At 67.2% G+C, this 15,766-nt stretch carries 14 protein-coding genes and 1 riboswitch; of the genes, 7 read left to right on the forward strand and 7 right to left on the reverse strand.

Translation table 11 applies throughout. The annotated features are described in order from the left end of the window. Positions 1 to 8: 8 nt before the first annotated feature. On the reverse strand, positions 9 to 1,103 hold the full coding sequence (locus tag AC07PT_RS04700) for a porin (protein ID WP_494655926.1): 1,095 nt from the start codon (positions 1,101 to 1,103) through the stop codon (positions 9 to 11). 263 nt (positions 1,104 to 1,366) lie between these two features. Then, the gene (locus tag AC07PT_RS04705) at positions 1,367 to 2,278 is read right to left on the reverse strand and encodes a LysR family transcriptional regulator (protein ID WP_492349563.1); all 912 of its coding nucleotides are present in this window, start codon (positions 2,276 to 2,278) and stop codon (positions 1,367 to 1,369) included. Between the two features lie 155 nt (positions 2,279 to 2,433). Here AC07PT_RS04705 and AC07PT_RS04710 point away from each other — a divergent pair, with 155 nt between their 5' ends. Next, positions 2,434 to 2,853, forward strand: a complete 420-nt coding sequence (locus AC07PT_RS04710) for a PACE efflux transporter (RefSeq protein ID WP_492349586.1) — start codon at positions 2,434 to 2,436, stop codon at positions 2,851 to 2,853. Positions 2,854 to 2,880: 27 nt separating this feature from the next. Here AC07PT_RS04710 and AC07PT_RS04715 read toward each other — a convergent pair whose 3' ends face one another. After that, the gene (locus tag AC07PT_RS04715; protein WP_492349564.1) at positions 2,881 to 3,453 is read right to left on the reverse strand and encodes a cyclic nucleotide-binding domain-containing protein; all 573 of its coding nucleotides are present in this window, start codon (positions 3,451 to 3,453) and stop codon (positions 2,881 to 2,883) included. A gap of 86 nt (positions 3,454 to 3,539) precedes the next feature. Beyond that, positions 3,540 to 3,619, forward strand: a riboswitch (S-adenosyl-L-homocysteine riboswitch). Between the two features lie 26 nt (positions 3,620 to 3,645). On the opposite strand from AC07PT_RS04715, the gene metH reads away from it, so the two are divergent. Together metH and AC07PT_RS04725 are read left to right on the forward strand one after the other, a co-directional pair. After that, positions 3,646 to 6,408, forward strand: a complete 2,763-nt coding sequence (gene metH / locus AC07PT_RS04720) for a methionine synthase (protein WP_492349565.1) — start codon at positions 3,646 to 3,648, stop codon at positions 6,406 to 6,408. A 134-nt stretch (positions 6,409 to 6,542) separates the two neighbouring features. After that, positions 6,543 to 7,400 (forward strand): hypothetical protein, encoded by an 858-nt coding sequence (locus tag AC07PT_RS04725; RefSeq protein ID WP_494655927.1) that lies wholly within the window; start codon positions 6,543 to 6,545, stop codon positions 7,398 to 7,400. A gap of 23 nt (positions 7,401 to 7,423) precedes the next feature. On the opposite strand, the gene AC07PT_RS04730 is transcribed toward AC07PT_RS04725, so the two are convergent. From AC07PT_RS04730 to AC07PT_RS04745, 4 genes are all read right to left on the reverse strand, one after another. Beyond that, positions 7,424 to 8,548: a serine hydrolase domain-containing protein gene (locus AC07PT_RS04730; RefSeq protein ID WP_492349567.1), complete on the reverse strand. Its 1,125-nt coding sequence runs from the start codon at positions 8,546 to 8,548 to the stop codon at positions 7,424 to 7,426. 86 nt (positions 8,549 to 8,634) lie between these two features. Then, positions 8,635 to 9,834 carry an amidohydrolase family protein gene (locus AC07PT_RS04735; protein WP_492349568.1) on the reverse strand — a complete coding sequence of 400 codons (1,200 nt, stop codon included), beginning with the start codon at positions 9,832 to 9,834 and terminating at the stop codon, positions 8,635 to 8,637. 76 nt (positions 9,835 to 9,910) lie between these two features. Continuing rightward, positions 9,911 to 10,621: a TetR/AcrR family transcriptional regulator gene (locus AC07PT_RS04740; RefSeq protein WP_494655928.1), complete on the reverse strand. Its 711-nt coding sequence runs from the start codon at positions 10,619 to 10,621 to the stop codon at positions 9,911 to 9,913. Between the two features lie 56 nt (positions 10,622 to 10,677). Then, the gene (locus tag AC07PT_RS04745) at positions 10,678 to 11,451 is read right to left on the reverse strand and encodes a ferredoxin--NADP reductase (RefSeq protein WP_492349570.1); all 774 of its coding nucleotides are present in this window, start codon (positions 11,449 to 11,451) and stop codon (positions 10,678 to 10,680) included. Positions 11,452 to 11,857: 406 nt separating this feature from the next. On the opposite strand from AC07PT_RS04745, the gene AC07PT_RS04750 reads away from it, so the two are divergent. From AC07PT_RS04750 to AC07PT_RS04765, 4 genes are read left to right on the forward strand one after another with little or no spacing between them, the layout of a single operon-like run. After that, positions 11,858 to 13,501: a 6-hydroxynicotinate reductase gene (locus AC07PT_RS04750; protein WP_494655929.1), complete on the forward strand. Its 1,644-nt coding sequence runs from the start codon at positions 11,858 to 11,860 to the stop codon at positions 13,499 to 13,501. Positions 13,502 to 13,511: 10 nt separating this feature from the next. After that, complete coding sequence (locus AC07PT_RS04755; protein WP_494655930.1) at positions 13,512 to 14,432, forward strand: UPF0280 family protein; 921 nt, start codon at positions 13,512 to 13,514, stop codon at positions 14,430 to 14,432. 21 nt (positions 14,433 to 14,453) lie between these two features. Then, on the forward strand, positions 14,454 to 15,095 hold the full coding sequence (locus AC07PT_RS04760; RefSeq protein ID WP_494655931.1) for an amino acid synthesis family protein: 642 nt from the start codon (positions 14,454 to 14,456) through the stop codon (positions 15,093 to 15,095). A 49-nt stretch (positions 15,096 to 15,144) separates the two neighbouring features. Beyond that, positions 15,145 to 15,729, forward strand: a complete 585-nt coding sequence (locus AC07PT_RS04765) for an amino acid synthesis family protein (protein WP_494655932.1) — start codon at positions 15,145 to 15,147, stop codon at positions 15,727 to 15,729. Positions 15,730 to 15,766: the final 37 nt, after the last annotated feature.

Genomic DNA, 15,766 nt, shown 5'->3' on the forward strand with positions numbered 1-15,766 from the left:
GGGCGGCCTCAAAACACGTGCTTGATGCCCAGCGAAACGCCGGTGGCGGTGTGGCGTGTGCCCGGCAGGTGGGCCGCGCCTTGCCACTGGGTCTGGTCCAGTTCGGCGTACACCAGGCTGCGCCGCGAGAGCTTGTATTCGAGGAAGCCCACCGCTCTGTTGAAGCCATCGTTGGCCAGGCCGGTCTGCTGGCGTTTCACGTGGTAGAGCGCCATCACCAGGTCCAATTGGGCGCTCAAGGGCAGCACGCCCCCGAAGGACAGGATGTCGCGCCGGGTTTCCTGGGTGGTGCTGGTCTGGGCGATGTGGCGTGCATAGCTGGCGGACCAGCGCCCGCCCCAGGCGGCCAGGCCCAGGCCGGCGCTGACGGCTTTCAGGTTCAGGCCTTCAGCGGTCTTGAATTGGCTCAGGGACAGGCTGCCGTTCAGGTCGGGCGTGTCGTAGAACAGGCCCAGCTCGGTGGCGCCGGCCTGCGAAGGGGCGTCGCTTTGTCGCTGCCCCAGGGCGCGCAGGGCCCGCCATTCATAGGCCCCGGTCTTGAGGCTGTATTTGAGGGTGTTGTCCAGTCGGAACGAGCCTGTTGCGGAGCCTGCCGGTCCGTACTCCTGGCCCAGGCCGTGGGCACTCAAGCCGGCCAGTGCCACATTGGGGTTGAAGGGCGCAAAACGAAAGCCCAGGGGGTCGATCTTGCCGAGGGAGTCTCCCAGCAGCGTGGTCTGACGGCCCAGAGTCAGCGTGCCCGCCTCACCCGACAGGCCGAGAAAGGCGGCCCGGTCAAACCATTTGTTGCGGTTGATGCTGGTGCCGTCGTTCAGGTTGAGGCCGGTTTCCAGGTTGAAGAGCGCAGCCAGTCCGGCGCCAAGGTCTTCGCGGCCGCGAAAGCCCAGCCGGCTGGTGGTGTCGATGCCGCTGCCGACCAGGCTGCTGTCTCCCGTGCTGGGGGCATTGCCCGGCGTGAGGCCGCTGGCCTGTCGAAAGCCCATGTCGGCAATGCCATACACGGTGACGCCGTTTCCGGCTGTCTGGGCCTGGGCGAATGGCCCCAACAGGCCGAGCCAACCCAGACAGCCTGCCATGCAGGCAGTACGAGCGTGAAATTTCATGAATAGAGTCTCCGGAGCCCGCGTGCGGGCCCTTGTTGATGCCAAGGTGGTTGTTGAGCCGCCGGATTCGACGCAGGCGCCCAGGTGGGGCGCCGCCGTTGTGAGGCGGGGCCGAATGGCGCTGCGTGCGTGGGCAGCGGTGCCGGCGGTCAGAGCCCAGAGAGCGTAGAGGCCGTTCGATGCGGTCGACCAACCGTTGGGTCGACAGATTCAGACCTTGGTCGGGTCAGGCGATCGCTCCGAGCCGGGTCGCGCGGCGGGCCTCAGCGTTCGCCGCGGACGTCTTGTATCAACTCGATGAAGCGCCGGGCCCCCAGGCCCAGCGGGCGCTCCTTGGACCAGACCACGTCCACCCACAGCGCCAGGCCGTTGGTGAGGTTTTCGAACGGCAGCACCACCAGGCTGCCGGCAGCCACCTGGCTGCGCACAAAAGACTGCGGCAGCCAGCCCCAGCCCAGGCCGGCCTCGATCAGGCGCAAGGCGGCCACCTGGTTGTCGGTGCGCCAGTGGTGGCGGGCAAACACGAAGCGGGGGTCGCTCTGGCCCAGGTCCCGACCGGCCACCACGATCTGGCGCACCTCGGTCAGCAGGTTTTCGCGAAAGGTCTGGGCCGGCTCGCCGGGCGCTGGTGGGTGGGCCAGCATGGGATGGCCTGGGGCCATGACGGCCACCAGGGTCTCGCTGCCCACCTCCTGAAAGCCCTCACGGCCGTCCAGGCTCGGGCGTTCGAAGACCAGGGCCAGCTGGGCGCGACCCTCGTGCAGCAGCTTGAGCGCATCGGCCTGCGGGGCTGCCAGCAGTTCCAGCTGCAGCAGCGGGTGCTCGGCCGCCAGTGCGGCCAGCGGGCCGCTCCAGGGGCCGGCCAGCAGTTCGGGCGCGATGGCCAGCGTGAGGCGTTCCTCCAGCCCCTGGTTGAGCGAGCGGGCCTGCGAGTTGAGCTGGCGCAGTTGCACCGCCAGCAGGCGCGCCTGGGGCTCCAGCGCCCGGGCAGCGGCCGTGGGGCGGGGTTCGCGGCCGCTGCGGTCGAACAGCACCAGGTCCAGCTCGGCCTCCAGTTGGGCCACAGCCATGCTCACGGCCGAAGGCACGCGCCCCAGCGCCCGGGCGGCGGCCGAAAACGAGCCCCGGTCCAGCACGCTGAGAAACAGATCCACGTTGTCGGCACTGAAAGCCATGATGTATCAATAAATCTGAAAGGAGATGACTTTAACTGTCAGCGTGATGAACATAAAGTGAACCCATGTCTTGCCCATCCCCCACCCCGGCTTCTACGGCATCCGCCGCATCCGTTCCCACCGCCCAAGCCCTCCCACGCCCCTGGCTGTTTGTGCTGCAGGGCTGGCGGCGTCGGGTGCTGTTCGTGACGCTCTACGAGGCGATCGCCATTGCGTTTTCCAGTTGGGGCCTGGCCCAGATGTCGGGCGACGGCCTGGCGCATGCCGGCGTGATGGGCCTGGCGGCCTCGGCCATCGCGATCCTGTGGAACCTGGTTTTCAACGCCTTGTTCGAGCGCTGGGAAGCCCGTCAGTCCGTGCGGGGCCGCGGCTTTGCACGCCGCGCTGCCCACGCCATCGGCTTTGAAGGCGGGCTGTTGCTCTACTTTGTACCGCTGTTCGCGTGGTGGTTCGACGTCAGTCTCTGGCAGTCCTTCGTCATGGACCTGGGGCTGCTGGTGTTCTTCTTGATCTACACCTTTGTTTTCAACTGGTGCTTCGACCGTGTCTTCGGCCTGCCCGGCAGCGCGGCCTGACCGGCCTCGGGCGGCCAGCGCCCCGGCTCAGGACATCCGGTCCATCTCCTGCTGCATGGTCTGGATCAGGGCCGCGTAGCTTTTCAGTTTTTCGGTGCGCTCGCGCACCCGGTTGCTCATGTGCACGCCAATGGCGAGCAGCAGTTTCACGCCCAGGGCAGGGTCTTCTTCCAGCAACTCGCCCAGTGCGACCCGACCGAGCTTGGCCGCCAGCACCTCGGTACAGGTGGTGCAGGTGGCCGACCGGGGTGAGCCATCCAGCAGGCCCAGTTCACCGACCAGAGCGCCTGCGCCGATCACGGCCGTGGTGATCGGGGTGCGGCGGCTGACGATGAAGTTCTCCACCATCACGTCGCCTTCCAGGATCAGCAGCATGTAATCGGTGTCTTCGGTCTGACCTTCGCGCATGAAGCATTGGCCGGACAGCAGGCGCACGGGCTCCATGTAGCTGACGATGCGGCGCGCGTCATCGGCCGAAAGCTGGATCAGCGCGCTGGGGGCATGCAACATCTGCGCTGCCAGTTCGGCCGCGGGTGAGTCCTGCACCGACAGGCGACGGCGTTTGCGCGATTTGAGTGACTTCAGCAGGGCTTCGAGCATCTTGGGCGAGGACCGCAACAGGCCGGCAGGGGGTAGTGGGTGGTGGGCAGGGGGTGAGCCAGGGGATCACACAGTAAAATCAATGGTATCTCAAGGAGCGTTGCAGCAAGCCCGCGGGCTTGTCAGGCTTGAGATGTTTACGCGATGTCAACGACGCTCACCTGATTCCGCACGACCCTCCAGGTGAGTCCCATGTCTGATCAAGCCCTCGAAAACAACGACGCCGATAACCACGCTGCAAATTCTGTGCCTCCGATGCTGCTGTCCGGCCTGGAGCCCGTGCGCATTGGCGAGGGCAGCCTGTTCGTCAACATCGGCGAGCGCACCAATGTCACCGGCTCCAAGGCCTTCGCCCGCATGATCCTCAACGGGCAGTTCGAAGAAGCCTTGGTGGTGGCCCGCCAGCAGGTTGAGAACGGCGCCCAGGTGATCGACATCAACATGGACGAGGCCATGCTCGACAGCCAGGCCGCCATGGTGCGCTTTCTGAACCTGATCGCCTCCGAGCCCGACATCGCGCGCGTGCCGATCATGATCGACTCGTCCAAGTGGAGCGTGATCGAGGCCGGCCTGCGCTGCATCCAGGGCAAGGGCATCGTCAACTCGATCAGCATGAAAGAAGGCGAGGCGGCCTTCATCCAGCAGGCGAAGCTGCTGCGACGCTACGGCGCTGCCGCCGTGGTGATGGCCTTCGATGAAAAAGGCCAGGCCGACACCTACGAACGCAAGATCGAGATCTGCGAACGCGCCTACCGCCTGCTGGTCGACCAGGTCGACTTCCCTGCCGAAGACATCATCTTCGACCCCAACATCTTTGCGATTGCCACCGGCATCGAAGAGCACAACAACTACGCGGTCGACTTCATCAACGCCACGCGCTGGATCAAGCAGAACCTGCCCGGCGCCAAGGTGTCGGGCGGCGTGTCCAATGTGAGCTTCAGCTTCCGCGGCAACGACCCGGTGCGTGAGGCCATCCACACCGTGTTCCTGTACCACGCCATCCAGGCGGGCATGGACATGGGCATCGTCAATGCCGGCATGGTGGGCGTGTACGACCAGCTTGAACCGGTGCTGCGCGAGCGCGTCGAAGACGTGGTGCTGAACCGCCGCCCCGATGCCGGTGAGCGCCTGGTCGAAATCGCCGAGACCGCCAAGGGTGCGGCCAAGGACGACAGCAAGAAATACGAATGGCGTGTCGGCACGGTCGAGCAGCGCCTGTCGCACGCGCTGGTGCACGGCATCACCGAGTTCATCACCGAAGACACCGAAGAGGCCTACCGTGGCATCCTGGCCAAGGGTGGGCGCCCGTTGCACGTGATCGAAGGTCCGCTCATGGACGGCATGAACGTGGTTGGCGACCTGTTCGGCCAGGGCAAGATGTTCCTGCCCCAGGTGGTCAAGAGCGCCCGCGTGATGAAGTCGGCCGTGGCCCACCTGATCCCCTACATCGAAGAAGAAAAGCGGCAGGACGAAGCCGCCGGCCGCGATGTGCGCAGCAAGGGCAAGATCATCATCGCCACCGTCAAGGGCGATGTGCACGACATCGGCAAGAACATCGTCACCGTGGTGCTGCAATGCAACAACTTCGAGGTGGTCAACATGGGCGTGATGGTGCCCTGCCATGAGATCCTGGCCCGAGCCAAGGTCGAGGGCGCTGACATCGTGGGCCTGTCGGGCCTGATCACCCCCAGCCTCGAAGAAATGCAGTACGTGGCCGCCGAGATGCAGAAGGACGCGCATTTCCGCGTCAAGAAGATCCCGCTGCTGATCGGGGGCGCCACCACCAGCCGGGTGCACACCGCGGTCAAGATCGCGCCGCACTACGAGGGCCCCGTGGTCTATGTGCCCGATGCCTCACGCAGCGTGAGCGTGGCGCAGAGCCTGCTGTCCGACAACGTCCAGGTCTATGTGGATGAGCTCAATGCCGACTACGACAAGGTGCGCGCCCAGCATGCCAGCAAGAAGCAGACCCCGATGTGGCCGCTGGCCAAGATCCGCGCCAACAAGACGCCGCTGGACTGGGTCACCTACACCCCGCCGGTGCCCAAGTTCATCGGCCGCCGCGTGTTCAAGAACTTCGACCTGGCCGAGCTGGCCCGCTACATCGATTGGGGCCCGTTCTTCCAGACCTGGGATCTGGCCGGCCCCTACCCGGCCATCCTGGACGACGAGATCGTGGGCATCGAGGCGCGCAAGGTGTTTGAAGACGGCAAGCGCATGCTGCAGAAGATCATTGACGGCCGCTGGCTCAGTGCCAGTGCAGTGATGGGCATTTACCCGGCCAACAGCGTGAACGACGACGACATCGAGCTCTACACCGACGACACCCGCCAGCAGGTGGCACTCACCTGGTACGGTTTGCGTCAGCAGACCGAAAAGCAGGCCATTGACGGGGTGATGCGCCCCAGCCGCTGCCTGGCCGATTTCGTGGCTCCCAAGGCCAGCGGGCGTGCCGACTACGTGGGGGTGTTTGCCGTCACCGCCGGCCTGGGGGTTGAAAAGCGTGAGCAGGCCTTCATGGACCAGCACGACGATTACTCCGCCATCATGCTCAAGGCCCTGGCCGACCGCCTGGCCGAGGCCTTTGCCGAGTGCCTGCACCATCGGGTGCGCAGCGACCTGTGGGGCTACGCCGCCCAGGAGGCGCTCAGCAACGAGGACATGATTGACGAGAAGTACCAGGGCATCCGACCCGCGCCCGGCTACCCGGCCTGCCCGGACCACAGCGTCAAGCGCGAGATGTTCGAGCTGCTGCAATGCGCCGAGATCGACATGGGCCTGACCGAAAGCCTGGCCATGACCCCTGCGGCCAGCGTCAGTGGCTTCTACCTGAGCCACCCCGACAGCACCTACTTCAATGTGGGCAAGATCGCCGAAGACCAGTTGCAGGACATGGCCCAGCGCCGCGGCCTGCCCGAGGATGCGCTGCGTCGCCTGCTGGCGCCCCAGCTCTGAGCCGGGCGAAGGGCGGCCATGCCTCTGCGCATGACAGGGGCTTGGCGGGGCGCAGACGCAGTGCAGCACAGACGCGCTACATTGGCAGCCTGTGCGCCATGCCCCTGGTGGGGCCTTGCTGAAGGAGGCTGATCATGACGATGTCTGCCCATCTCCCCCCTCATCCCCCCGGCCTGCCACCCCAGGGCGACGCGGCGACGCCCGCGCTGCTGAGGTCTTTTGCCGGCCTGCTGGGGGTGGTGGCCCTGGCCGTGGCGGCCAGCCTGGTGCTGGTCAAGACACGGCCGGCCGAGTTCAAGACCGCCGTCGCTCCGAGCGCCTCCAGCGTGCCTGCCGCCACCTCGACGGCCCCGGCGCCGGGTCATCCGTCGTCCTTCACGCCGCCCGACTTGCACCCCACGCCCCCCCGCATGCCGGCCTTGGCGGGGGCCCGCCCGGGCGGCCCGCCTCCGCTTTCCTTTGCCTTGCCGCGGCAGGGGCCATCGCGCCACGCATCCCTGCCGCCATCGCCGGGCACCGCCTCGCTCAAGGGGGTGTATGGCACCCAGAAGGCCTGCGCCCAGTGCGGTTGGGTCGAGTCGGTGCAGTCCTTGTCGGTGGGCTCGGGCGGCTTGCCACCCGGGGCTGCCGTGGCGGCAGGCGCGGCCCTGGGGGCGCAGGCGGGGGCCAACCGGGGCGGCACATCAGGTGCGTATGGCGGCAGCGCTGCAGCGGCGGCCGCAGGTGCCGTTCTGGGGGCCAACGTGGGTGCGCGCACCGGGCCGCGTCAGCAAGCGGCCTACGAGGTCAACATCCGCATGGAAGACGGCAGCCAGCGCGTGTTTGAACTGCCTGAGCCCCTGCCCCTGGGGGCCGCCGTGGTGGTGGTGGGCGGGGTACCGCGTCTGGCGCCCGACCGGGGCGCTGCCGCCAGCGCTGGCACAGGTGTGGGCACGGGCGCTGGCACCGGCACCGGCACCGGCACCGGCAAGGCTTACGGCACCTCCCGCTGAACGCCAGGCCCGGCCGGTCGGGTTCAGAGCGCCGCGTACACCAGGGCCGGGTACAGCTCGATCCAGTGGTTGAGCAGGCCGGGCGCCTGGGTCAGCAGCAACGCGAACAGTTCTTCGGCCGGGTCGACAAAGAAGACCGTGCCCCCCAGGCCGCTCCAGCCGTATTGGCCGGCCGAGCCCGGGCGTGCGGCCAGTCCGGTTTCACGGCGCACCGACACGCCCAGGCCAAAGCCGTGGCCGGGCGGCAGGATGTCGCCCGCCACCGGGATGCTGCCCAGGTGGTCCGCCGTCATGAAGGCCAGGGTGGCTCGGCTGACCAGGCGCACGCCCTCGCGCTCGCCGCCGCCCAGCATCAGCTGCAGAAAACGGGCGTAGTCGCCGGCCGTGGACACCAGACCGCCGCCGCCCGACTCAAACACCGGTGGCCGGCTCACATCGATCAGGTTCACGGCGGTGCCTGTGGCGGGATCTTTGGCCAAAGGCTCGGCCAGTCGGTGCTGTTGCGCTTCGGGCACGGAAAAGCCCGTGTCGTCCATGCCCAGCGGCTCCAGGATCAGGCGCTGCAGCACGGCGCCCAGTGGCTGGCCCTCGATGACCTCCAGCACCGCGCCCAGCACATCGGTGGCACGGCTGTATTCCCAGGCACTGCCCGGGTCGCGCAGCAAGGGCAAGGGGCCCAGGTTCTGGGCCAGTTGTTGGTTGCTGTGTTGGCGCGAGCCGATGCGGGCCACCCGGTAGGCCTGGGCCACCGGGGTTTCGTCCCAGGCGTAGCTCAGGCCTGCGGTGTGGCGCAGCAGGTCATGCAAGGTGGCTTCGCGCCGCACGGGGCGGCCGCCTTCGGGGCTGTACACGCTCTGGCCGGCAAAGCTGCCCAGGTAGCGTGACACGGGGTGGGCCAGTTGCAGCCGGCCCTGCTCCATCAGCATCAGCACCGCCAGCGAGACGATGGGTTTGGTCATCGAATAGATGCGGAACACTGTGTCGCGGGCCATGGGCGGGGCGCCTGTGGCCGGGCCCTGGGCCCCCAGGGCGGCGTGCAGCACCCGCTGGCCCCGGTGCTCGATCAGGGCCACCGCACCGGGCAGCAGCCCCTGGTCGATGGGGGCTTGCAGAGCGGCTTGCAGGTGGAGCAGGGCAGGGGGATGCATCAGGGCCTCGAGATCAGTCGATGGGTCGGTGGAGCCGATTCTAGGAAGGCCCCGCGCCCCGGGCGTCGCCCTGGCGACGCCTGGCCTCAGTGCCCGCCGTGCAGCACCACCGGGATCTCGGTGGCGGGTGGCGTGTTGCGGCTGCGCCCGCAGCGCACCAGGCCGTCGATCATCACCATGCCGATGCCGGGCAGGTCGCCCAGTTGCACGCTTTCCAGCAGGGTGGCGCCGGCGGTGTGCTGGGCCCGGTCCATGAAGACAAAGTCGGCGGCCCGGCCGACCTCGATCAGGCCGCAGTTCAGCTGACGGATGCGCGCCGTGTTGCCGGTGGCAAAGCAGAACACCAGCTCGGCCGGGATGTTGGCAAAGCTGGAGATCAGCGCAATCATGCGCAGCATGCCCAGCGGTTGCACGCCCGAGCCCGCGGGCCCGTCGGTGCCCAGAATCACGCGGTGGGGGCATTTGAGCTCGATGGCGGCGCGGGCCGCTTCGATGGCGATCTTCTCGTTGCCGTTGTGCACCAGTTCGATTGCGCGCGACGATTTCTCGCACAGCTCGCACACATGCTTCCAGGGCAGCGAGGTGTGGCCTCCGTTGATGTGGCCGATCACGTCGGCGTCGGCCTCCAGCACCACGTCCTTGTCGATCAGGCCCGAACCCGGGATCGAGGGGCCGCCCGTGTGGATGGTGCTCTGGATGCCGTGTTTGCGGGCCCAGGCCACCATCTCCTTGGCCTCGTAGCCGGCCTTGACCGAACCCAGGCCCACCTCGCCCAGCAGGGTCACGCCGGCTTCGGCCAACTCCTTGAAGTCGTGCTCGGTCATGCCTTTTTCGATCACCGGGGCCCCGGCAATCACCTTCACCCCACCGGGGCGGAAGTTGTCGAAGGCACGTTGCGCCGTGATGGCCAGGGCCTTCAGGCCCACGATGTCCTTGGGGCGGCCGGGCAGGTGCACCTCGCCGGCCGAGATCATGCTGGTCACGCCGCCGTTCAGGGTCGACTCGATCCAGCCCAGCTGGTTCTGACGCGGCGTCCAGTCGCCGAACACCGGGTGCACGTGGCTGTCGATCAGGCCGGGGGCCAGGCAGGTGCCGCGCGCGTCGATCACGGTGCGTGCGCCCTCGGTGTCGCAGTCCTTGAAACGCCCCACGGCTGTGATCAGGCCGTCGTGCACCACCACGGTGTCGGCGTCGAGGATGGGGCGGTCCAGATCGCCCGACAGCAAAAGACCGATGTTCTGGATGACGACCTTGCCGGACTTCTCGCCGGCGACTGCTTCTGCCATGGTGTGCTCCTGTGCTTCTGTGGGGTGAAAACGCCAGCCGCCGCCAGGGGCTGCCGGCCGGAAATCGGTCAGCCCGTCAGCCTGGCTGTGCGGGAGGGGATGCGGGCGCCACCGCCCGAAGCACCGTGTCGACCACGAACTCTTCCCAGTGCGCCAGGGCCTCGGGGGCCTCCAGGTCTTCGCCCAGGAAGGCCGACAGCGTGTGCCGGTTGGACATGTAGAAATAGCCGTTGGCGGCGATCAGCAGGTACAGATCGCGGGCCGAGATGTCGGGCCGGAACAGGCCCTGGGCCTGGCCGCTGGCCAGCAGCTCGCGGATGATCTCGATGGCGGGGGATGAGTACTCGCGGGCCCGCACCGACTTCACGATGTGACGCCCCTTGTGCAGGTTTTCGGTGTTGAGCAAGGTGACGAACTCTGGGTGGCGCCGGTAATAGCCCACCACGAAGCGGATCACCGCCTGCAGCGCCTCCAGGGGCTGATCGGGGCGCAGGTTGAGCTGCTCCTCGGCCTCGTTCATGCGGCGGTAGATTTCTTCGATGACCTCGATGTAGAGGCCTTCCTTGCTGCCGAAGTAGTAGTAGATCATGCGGTCGAAAGACTTCGCCGCCTTGGAGATCTTCTCGACGCTGCCGCCGTCATAGCCGTAGCGGGCGAACACCTTGATGGCCGCCTTGAGGATGTTGTCCCGCGTGGTCTGGGCTGCCTGCTCGCGCACGCCGACCGCACGGCGGCCGGTGGGGCTTTTCTTCGCAGCAGTCCGGGTCTTTCTGGGGGTGGCCGACATGAAAGGGTCCAGAGCAAGGGCCGGGCCAGCCCGGGCGGGCGGGCCTGGTCAGGGGGTCACTGTTCAGCGAAAGCGCGTTCGATCACGAAGTCGCCGGGCTTGGTGGTGTTGCCTTCCTTGAAACCGCGGGCTTCCATCATGTGCTTGAGGTCACGCAGCATCTCGGGGCTGCCGCAGATCATCACGCGGTCTTCGGCCGGGTTCAGCGCGGGCAGGCCGAGGTCGGTGGCCAGCTGGCCGTTCTCGATCACGGTGGTCACGCGGCCCTGGTGCTTGTAGGGCTCGCGGGTCACGGTGGGGTAGTACTTGAGCTGCTTGCTGACCATCTCGCCAAGGAACTCGTGCTTGGGCAGTTCTTCGGTGATGTAGTCGTGGTAGGCCAGTTCGTCGACCTGGCGCACGCCGTGCACCAGCACCACTTCCTCGAACTTCTCATAGGTGTCGGGGTCGCGGATCAGGCTCAGGAAGGGGGCCAGGCCCGTGCCGGTGGACAGCATGTACAGGCGCTTGGCGGGCAGCAGGTAGTCGATCAGCAGGGTGCCGGTGGGCTTCTTGCCGACAATGATGCTGTCGCCCACCTGGATGTGCTGCAGGCGCGAGGTCAGCGGGCCGTCCTGCACCTTGATGCTCAGAAACTCAAGATGCTCTTCGTAGTTCGGGCTGACGATGCTGTAGGCGCGCAGCAGCGGCTTGTTGTTCACGCGCAGGCCGATCATCGTGAAATGGCCATTGGAGAAACGCAGGCCGGGGTCGCGCGTGGTGGTGAAGGAGAAAAGGCGATCGGTCCAGTGGTGAACCGTCAGTACGCGTTCTTCGTGAAAAGCACTCATGGTTTCAGATGGCAATGGTGGATAAACAGGGGCTGCCGAGGTGCTGATGGGGCCGATTTCGGGCCTTTGGCACACCTCGAACAGGGAACTCGCAACCCTCCATTGTTCCGCAAGTCGGGAAAGCCCTGGTTTTCGGGGCTTCACCAGTCCGTCGGGGACGGCACCGAAGCGGGGCATGGCGGAGGTTCTGCATCAAAACGGGGCTCCTGGTCGGGTCACTTTGGCACCCTTGCGGGGCACGCGAAAATACGGTTGCGGCAAGGGTTTCGATACGTTACATTGTGCCGGAAATGTAGTGAACACCACATTTTTGTTTGGTGAATGCTACACAAATGGGATGGCCTTCACAAGCTGTCTTTTCGAGCCTTCGATGTGCCCCCATGGGCCTGGAAATTCGGATCCTGCGATGACTGAACACACCAAGACCGACGGCCTGCCCGGCCTCGAATCGCCCGGCCTGCCACCGCTGGCCGAGCGGGCCCGCCCGCGCAACGAACGCATGAACACCGCCAAGGTCGAGTGCAACGCCTGCCCGGTGCTGTGCCAGATTTCCGAAGGCCGCGCCGGTGCCTGCGACCGTTATGCCAACCAGGGCGGCACGCTGGTGCGGCTTGACCCGGTGGTGCTGTTGCGCCGCACGCTGGAGGCCGGTGAAACCCCGCTGGTGCCTTTTGCCGGGCGCAGCACCGACAGCACCCCAAGCCCTGACGCCCCTGATACCCCTGATACCCAGGGCACCGCAGCCGCACCCGCCTGGTCAGGTGATCTGCTGCTGGCTGATCAGGTGTTCGTCACCGGTGTGGGTTCGTCCACCACCTACCCCGACTACAAGCCGGCCCCTTTCATTGTGGGCTCGCAGGTGCAGGGGGTGGACATGGTCACCGTGGTCACCGAGGGCATCTTCAGCTACTGCAGCTTCAAGGTGAAGATCGACACCGACCGCTTCCTGGGCGCCGAACAGGCCAATGTGCGCTGCAAGGGCGAGGTGGTGGGGCACGTCACCACGGCCGAGTACGGGTCGCAGATGCTGTCTTTGGGGGGGGTGCACCACCTCACCGGGGGTAGCAAGAAGGAAGGGCGCATCACCGCCGAAATGATGCAGGCCCTGGGCAACAAGCAGGCGGTCGAGTTCACCATCGACGGCGGCTCGCAGATCCTCATCCAGGCCGGGCGTGCGCCCATCGTCAACGGGGTCGAGGAACAGCGCATGCGGGTGGGCTGCGGCTCGGCGGCCGTGGGCATCTTCGCGCGCCAGTTGTTCGGCCTGGCCGACGAGGTGGTGGTGGTCGACGACCACATCACCGGTGTGTTGACCGAGCACCAGGCCGGCCGTTGCCTCGACATGCGGCCCTCGGGCATCCAGATGCTGGGCCGCAAGTCCACCCCGGGGCGGTACTTCCAGGTGGCCAACCCGGGCACTGGCTGGGGTGGCACCGACATTGCCGACCCGCTGGCCATCATCGAAGGCTGGAACGCCGAGGTGGCCTGGCCCGGCCTGCGCCTGCTCATGACCAGCACCACCGGTGAGCACGCCAGCTGGTACGTGCTCGACGAGCAACTGCGCCCGGTCGAGGCCGAGATGCCCACCGACGTGCGCCGCATCGTCGATCGCATTGGCGAGAACTGCGAGCCCTCGCTGGCCTCGGTGTTGTTCCTGGCCGGGGCCGGGGGCAGCTTGCGCGCCGGCGTCACCGAGAACCCGGTGTTGCTCACCCGCTCCATCAAGCAGGCCCTGGTGAATGTCACCTGCGGCGGCGCGCCGGCCTATGTGTGGCCCGGCGGCGGCATCACCGTGATGGCCGATGTGTTGCGCATGCCTGACAACAGCTTCGGCACCGTGCCCACGCCGGCCATCGTCGCGCCCATCGAATTCAGCATGCGGCGCAGCGACTATGCCGCGCTGGGTGGCCATGTGGATCAGATCCGCTCGCTGGCCGAGGTGCTGTCGCGCGGCGCCTGGCACAACGAGGGCGCCCCCCAGGCCCTGCAGTGGCAGCGCCAGCCCGATGCCAACCCCTGGCCCCTGGGCCGTCCGCCCCTGCTGGGCTGAGGCGCGCCCCATGCAAGCCACCCGACAGGCCCTCGAAGGCGAACGCTGGCACTTCCAGCATGGCCCCATCGACCTGGTGATCGCGGCCGAGGGCCAGGCCCCGGCCGTGGCGCAGGCGCATGAGCAGGCCTGGCAATGCTTTCAGGGCCTGCTGGCCGAGTTGGTGGCCGAGCTGCCTGCGCTGCGTGCGCCCGTGGCGGAGAACTGCCCGCTCCAAGGCCCGGTGGCCCGCTTGATGTGGCAGGCCTGCTTCCCCTATCGCCAGCCCTTCATCACCGCCATGGCCGCCGTGGCCGGTGCCGTGGCGCAGACCGTGCTCGAAGCCTACCGTCGCCCCGGCGTGCGCCGCGCCTGGGTCAACAACGGCGGCGACATCGCCCTGCACCTGACACCGGGCCAGTCGGCCCGTGTGGGCTTGTACGCCGACCTGGCCCGGCTCGATGGCGCCCAGTTGCGGCACGGCCTGAGCCTGGACGGTCAGCTCGAAATCCAGCCCCACTGGCCGGTGCGGGGCGTGGCCACCAGTGGCTGGCGCGGGCGCAGCTTTTCGCTGGGCATCGCCGACAGCGTCACGGTGCTGGCCGCCACGGCTGCCCAGGCCGATGCCGCCGCCACCGTGATCGCCAACGCGGTGCAGGCCGAACACCCCGCGATCGAACGCGCCCCGGCCCACACGCTGCGTGACGACACCGATCTGGGGGCGCGCCTGGTCACCGTGCAGGTGGGCTCGCTGCCCGCAGGGGTGGTGGCCGACGCTTTGCACCAGGGCTTGAAAAAAGCGGAAGAATTGAGGGACGCCGGGCTGGTATGGTTCGCCTTGCTCTGCTGCCAGGGGCAGAGCCGGGCCACCGGCGGACCTGAAACCGGGGATGGCCCGGCAAAGCCCTTGTCCCTGGCCGGTTCGGCCAAAGTTGGTTCAGTATTTGCTTAACGAAATGCACAGGCTCACAGCATGATCGACATCCGACGCGTTTTCACCCATGTTGAAGAAATACGGCACGAATTCGGGCCCCCGGCGGTCGTGCCGCTCCAGCGTGGTGCCATCGGCGCCGTGTTGACCAACCCCTTTGCCGGCCGCTACGTGGAAGACATCCTGCCCATGATGGAGGCACTGCAGTCCGTCGGCCTGGACATGGCGCAGCGGCTGCGCGCGGCCATGGACGTGCCGGTCGAGCGCATCGAGGGCTACGGCAAAGGCGCCATCGTGGGGGCGGCGGGTGAGCTGGAGCATGGCGCACTGTGGCATGTGCCCGGTGGCTATGCCATGCGCGAACTGCTGGGCTGGAAGGGCGACCGCGACGCCTACAAAAAAGGCCAGGCCGAGGTCAAGACCGGGCAGCCTGCCAATGCGCTGGCCATCGTGCCGTCCACCAAGAAGGTGGGGGGCCCGGGGGCGGCACTTGACGTGCCGCTCACGCACATCAACGCCAGTTATGTGCGCAGTCATTTCGATGCCATCGAGGTGCGCGTGCCCGGGGCACCGCGCGCCGACGAGATCGTCTTCATCCTGGCCATGAGCACCGGCCCGCGCGTGCATGCCCGCGTCGGCGGCCTGAAGGCCGCCGACATCAGCCTGTGGGATGGCCTGCGCTGAGCGCTGCCGCCCACCTGTCCAGAACACCGAGCCCGAGGAACCCCCCCCCATGTCTGCCAAGATCCGAAAAATCATCGTGCAAGTCGACGAAGTCCGCCGTGAAATGGGCCAGGACGTGCAGCCCCCTGTGCGCAAAGCCCTGGCCATGGCCGTGATCGAAAACCCCTTTGCCGGCCGCTACGCCGAGAACCTGGACGAGCTGATTGCCATCGGCGAAGAGCTGGGTGGCCTGCTCGGTGAGCGCTGCGTCAAGGCGCTGGGCATCACCCCGGCCCAGGCCCAGAGCTACGGCAAGGCCGCCATCGTGGGCGAGGCCGGTGAGCTGGAGCACGCCGCCGCCATCCTGCACCCCAAGCTGGGCGCCCCTTTGCGCGTGGCCGTTGAAAAAGGGGCCGCCCTGGTGCCCTCGGCCAAGAAGCTGGGCAGCCTGGGCACCGCCATCGACGTGCCGCTGGGCCACAAGGATGCCGCCTATGTGCGCAGTCATTTCGACGCCATGGAAGCCCGCGTCGCCGATGCCCCGCGGGCCAACGAGATCGTGGTGGCCGTGGTGGTCACCGACAGTGGTCGCCCGCTGGCCCGCATCGGCGGCCTGCAGGCCCATGAGATCAAGGGCCAGGACGGCTTGCGCTGACCCAGACCCATTCTTCACCCTGCCTGTTCTGCTTTTC

The organism is Curvibacter sp. GW821-FHT09D12 (genome assembly GCF_059416245.1).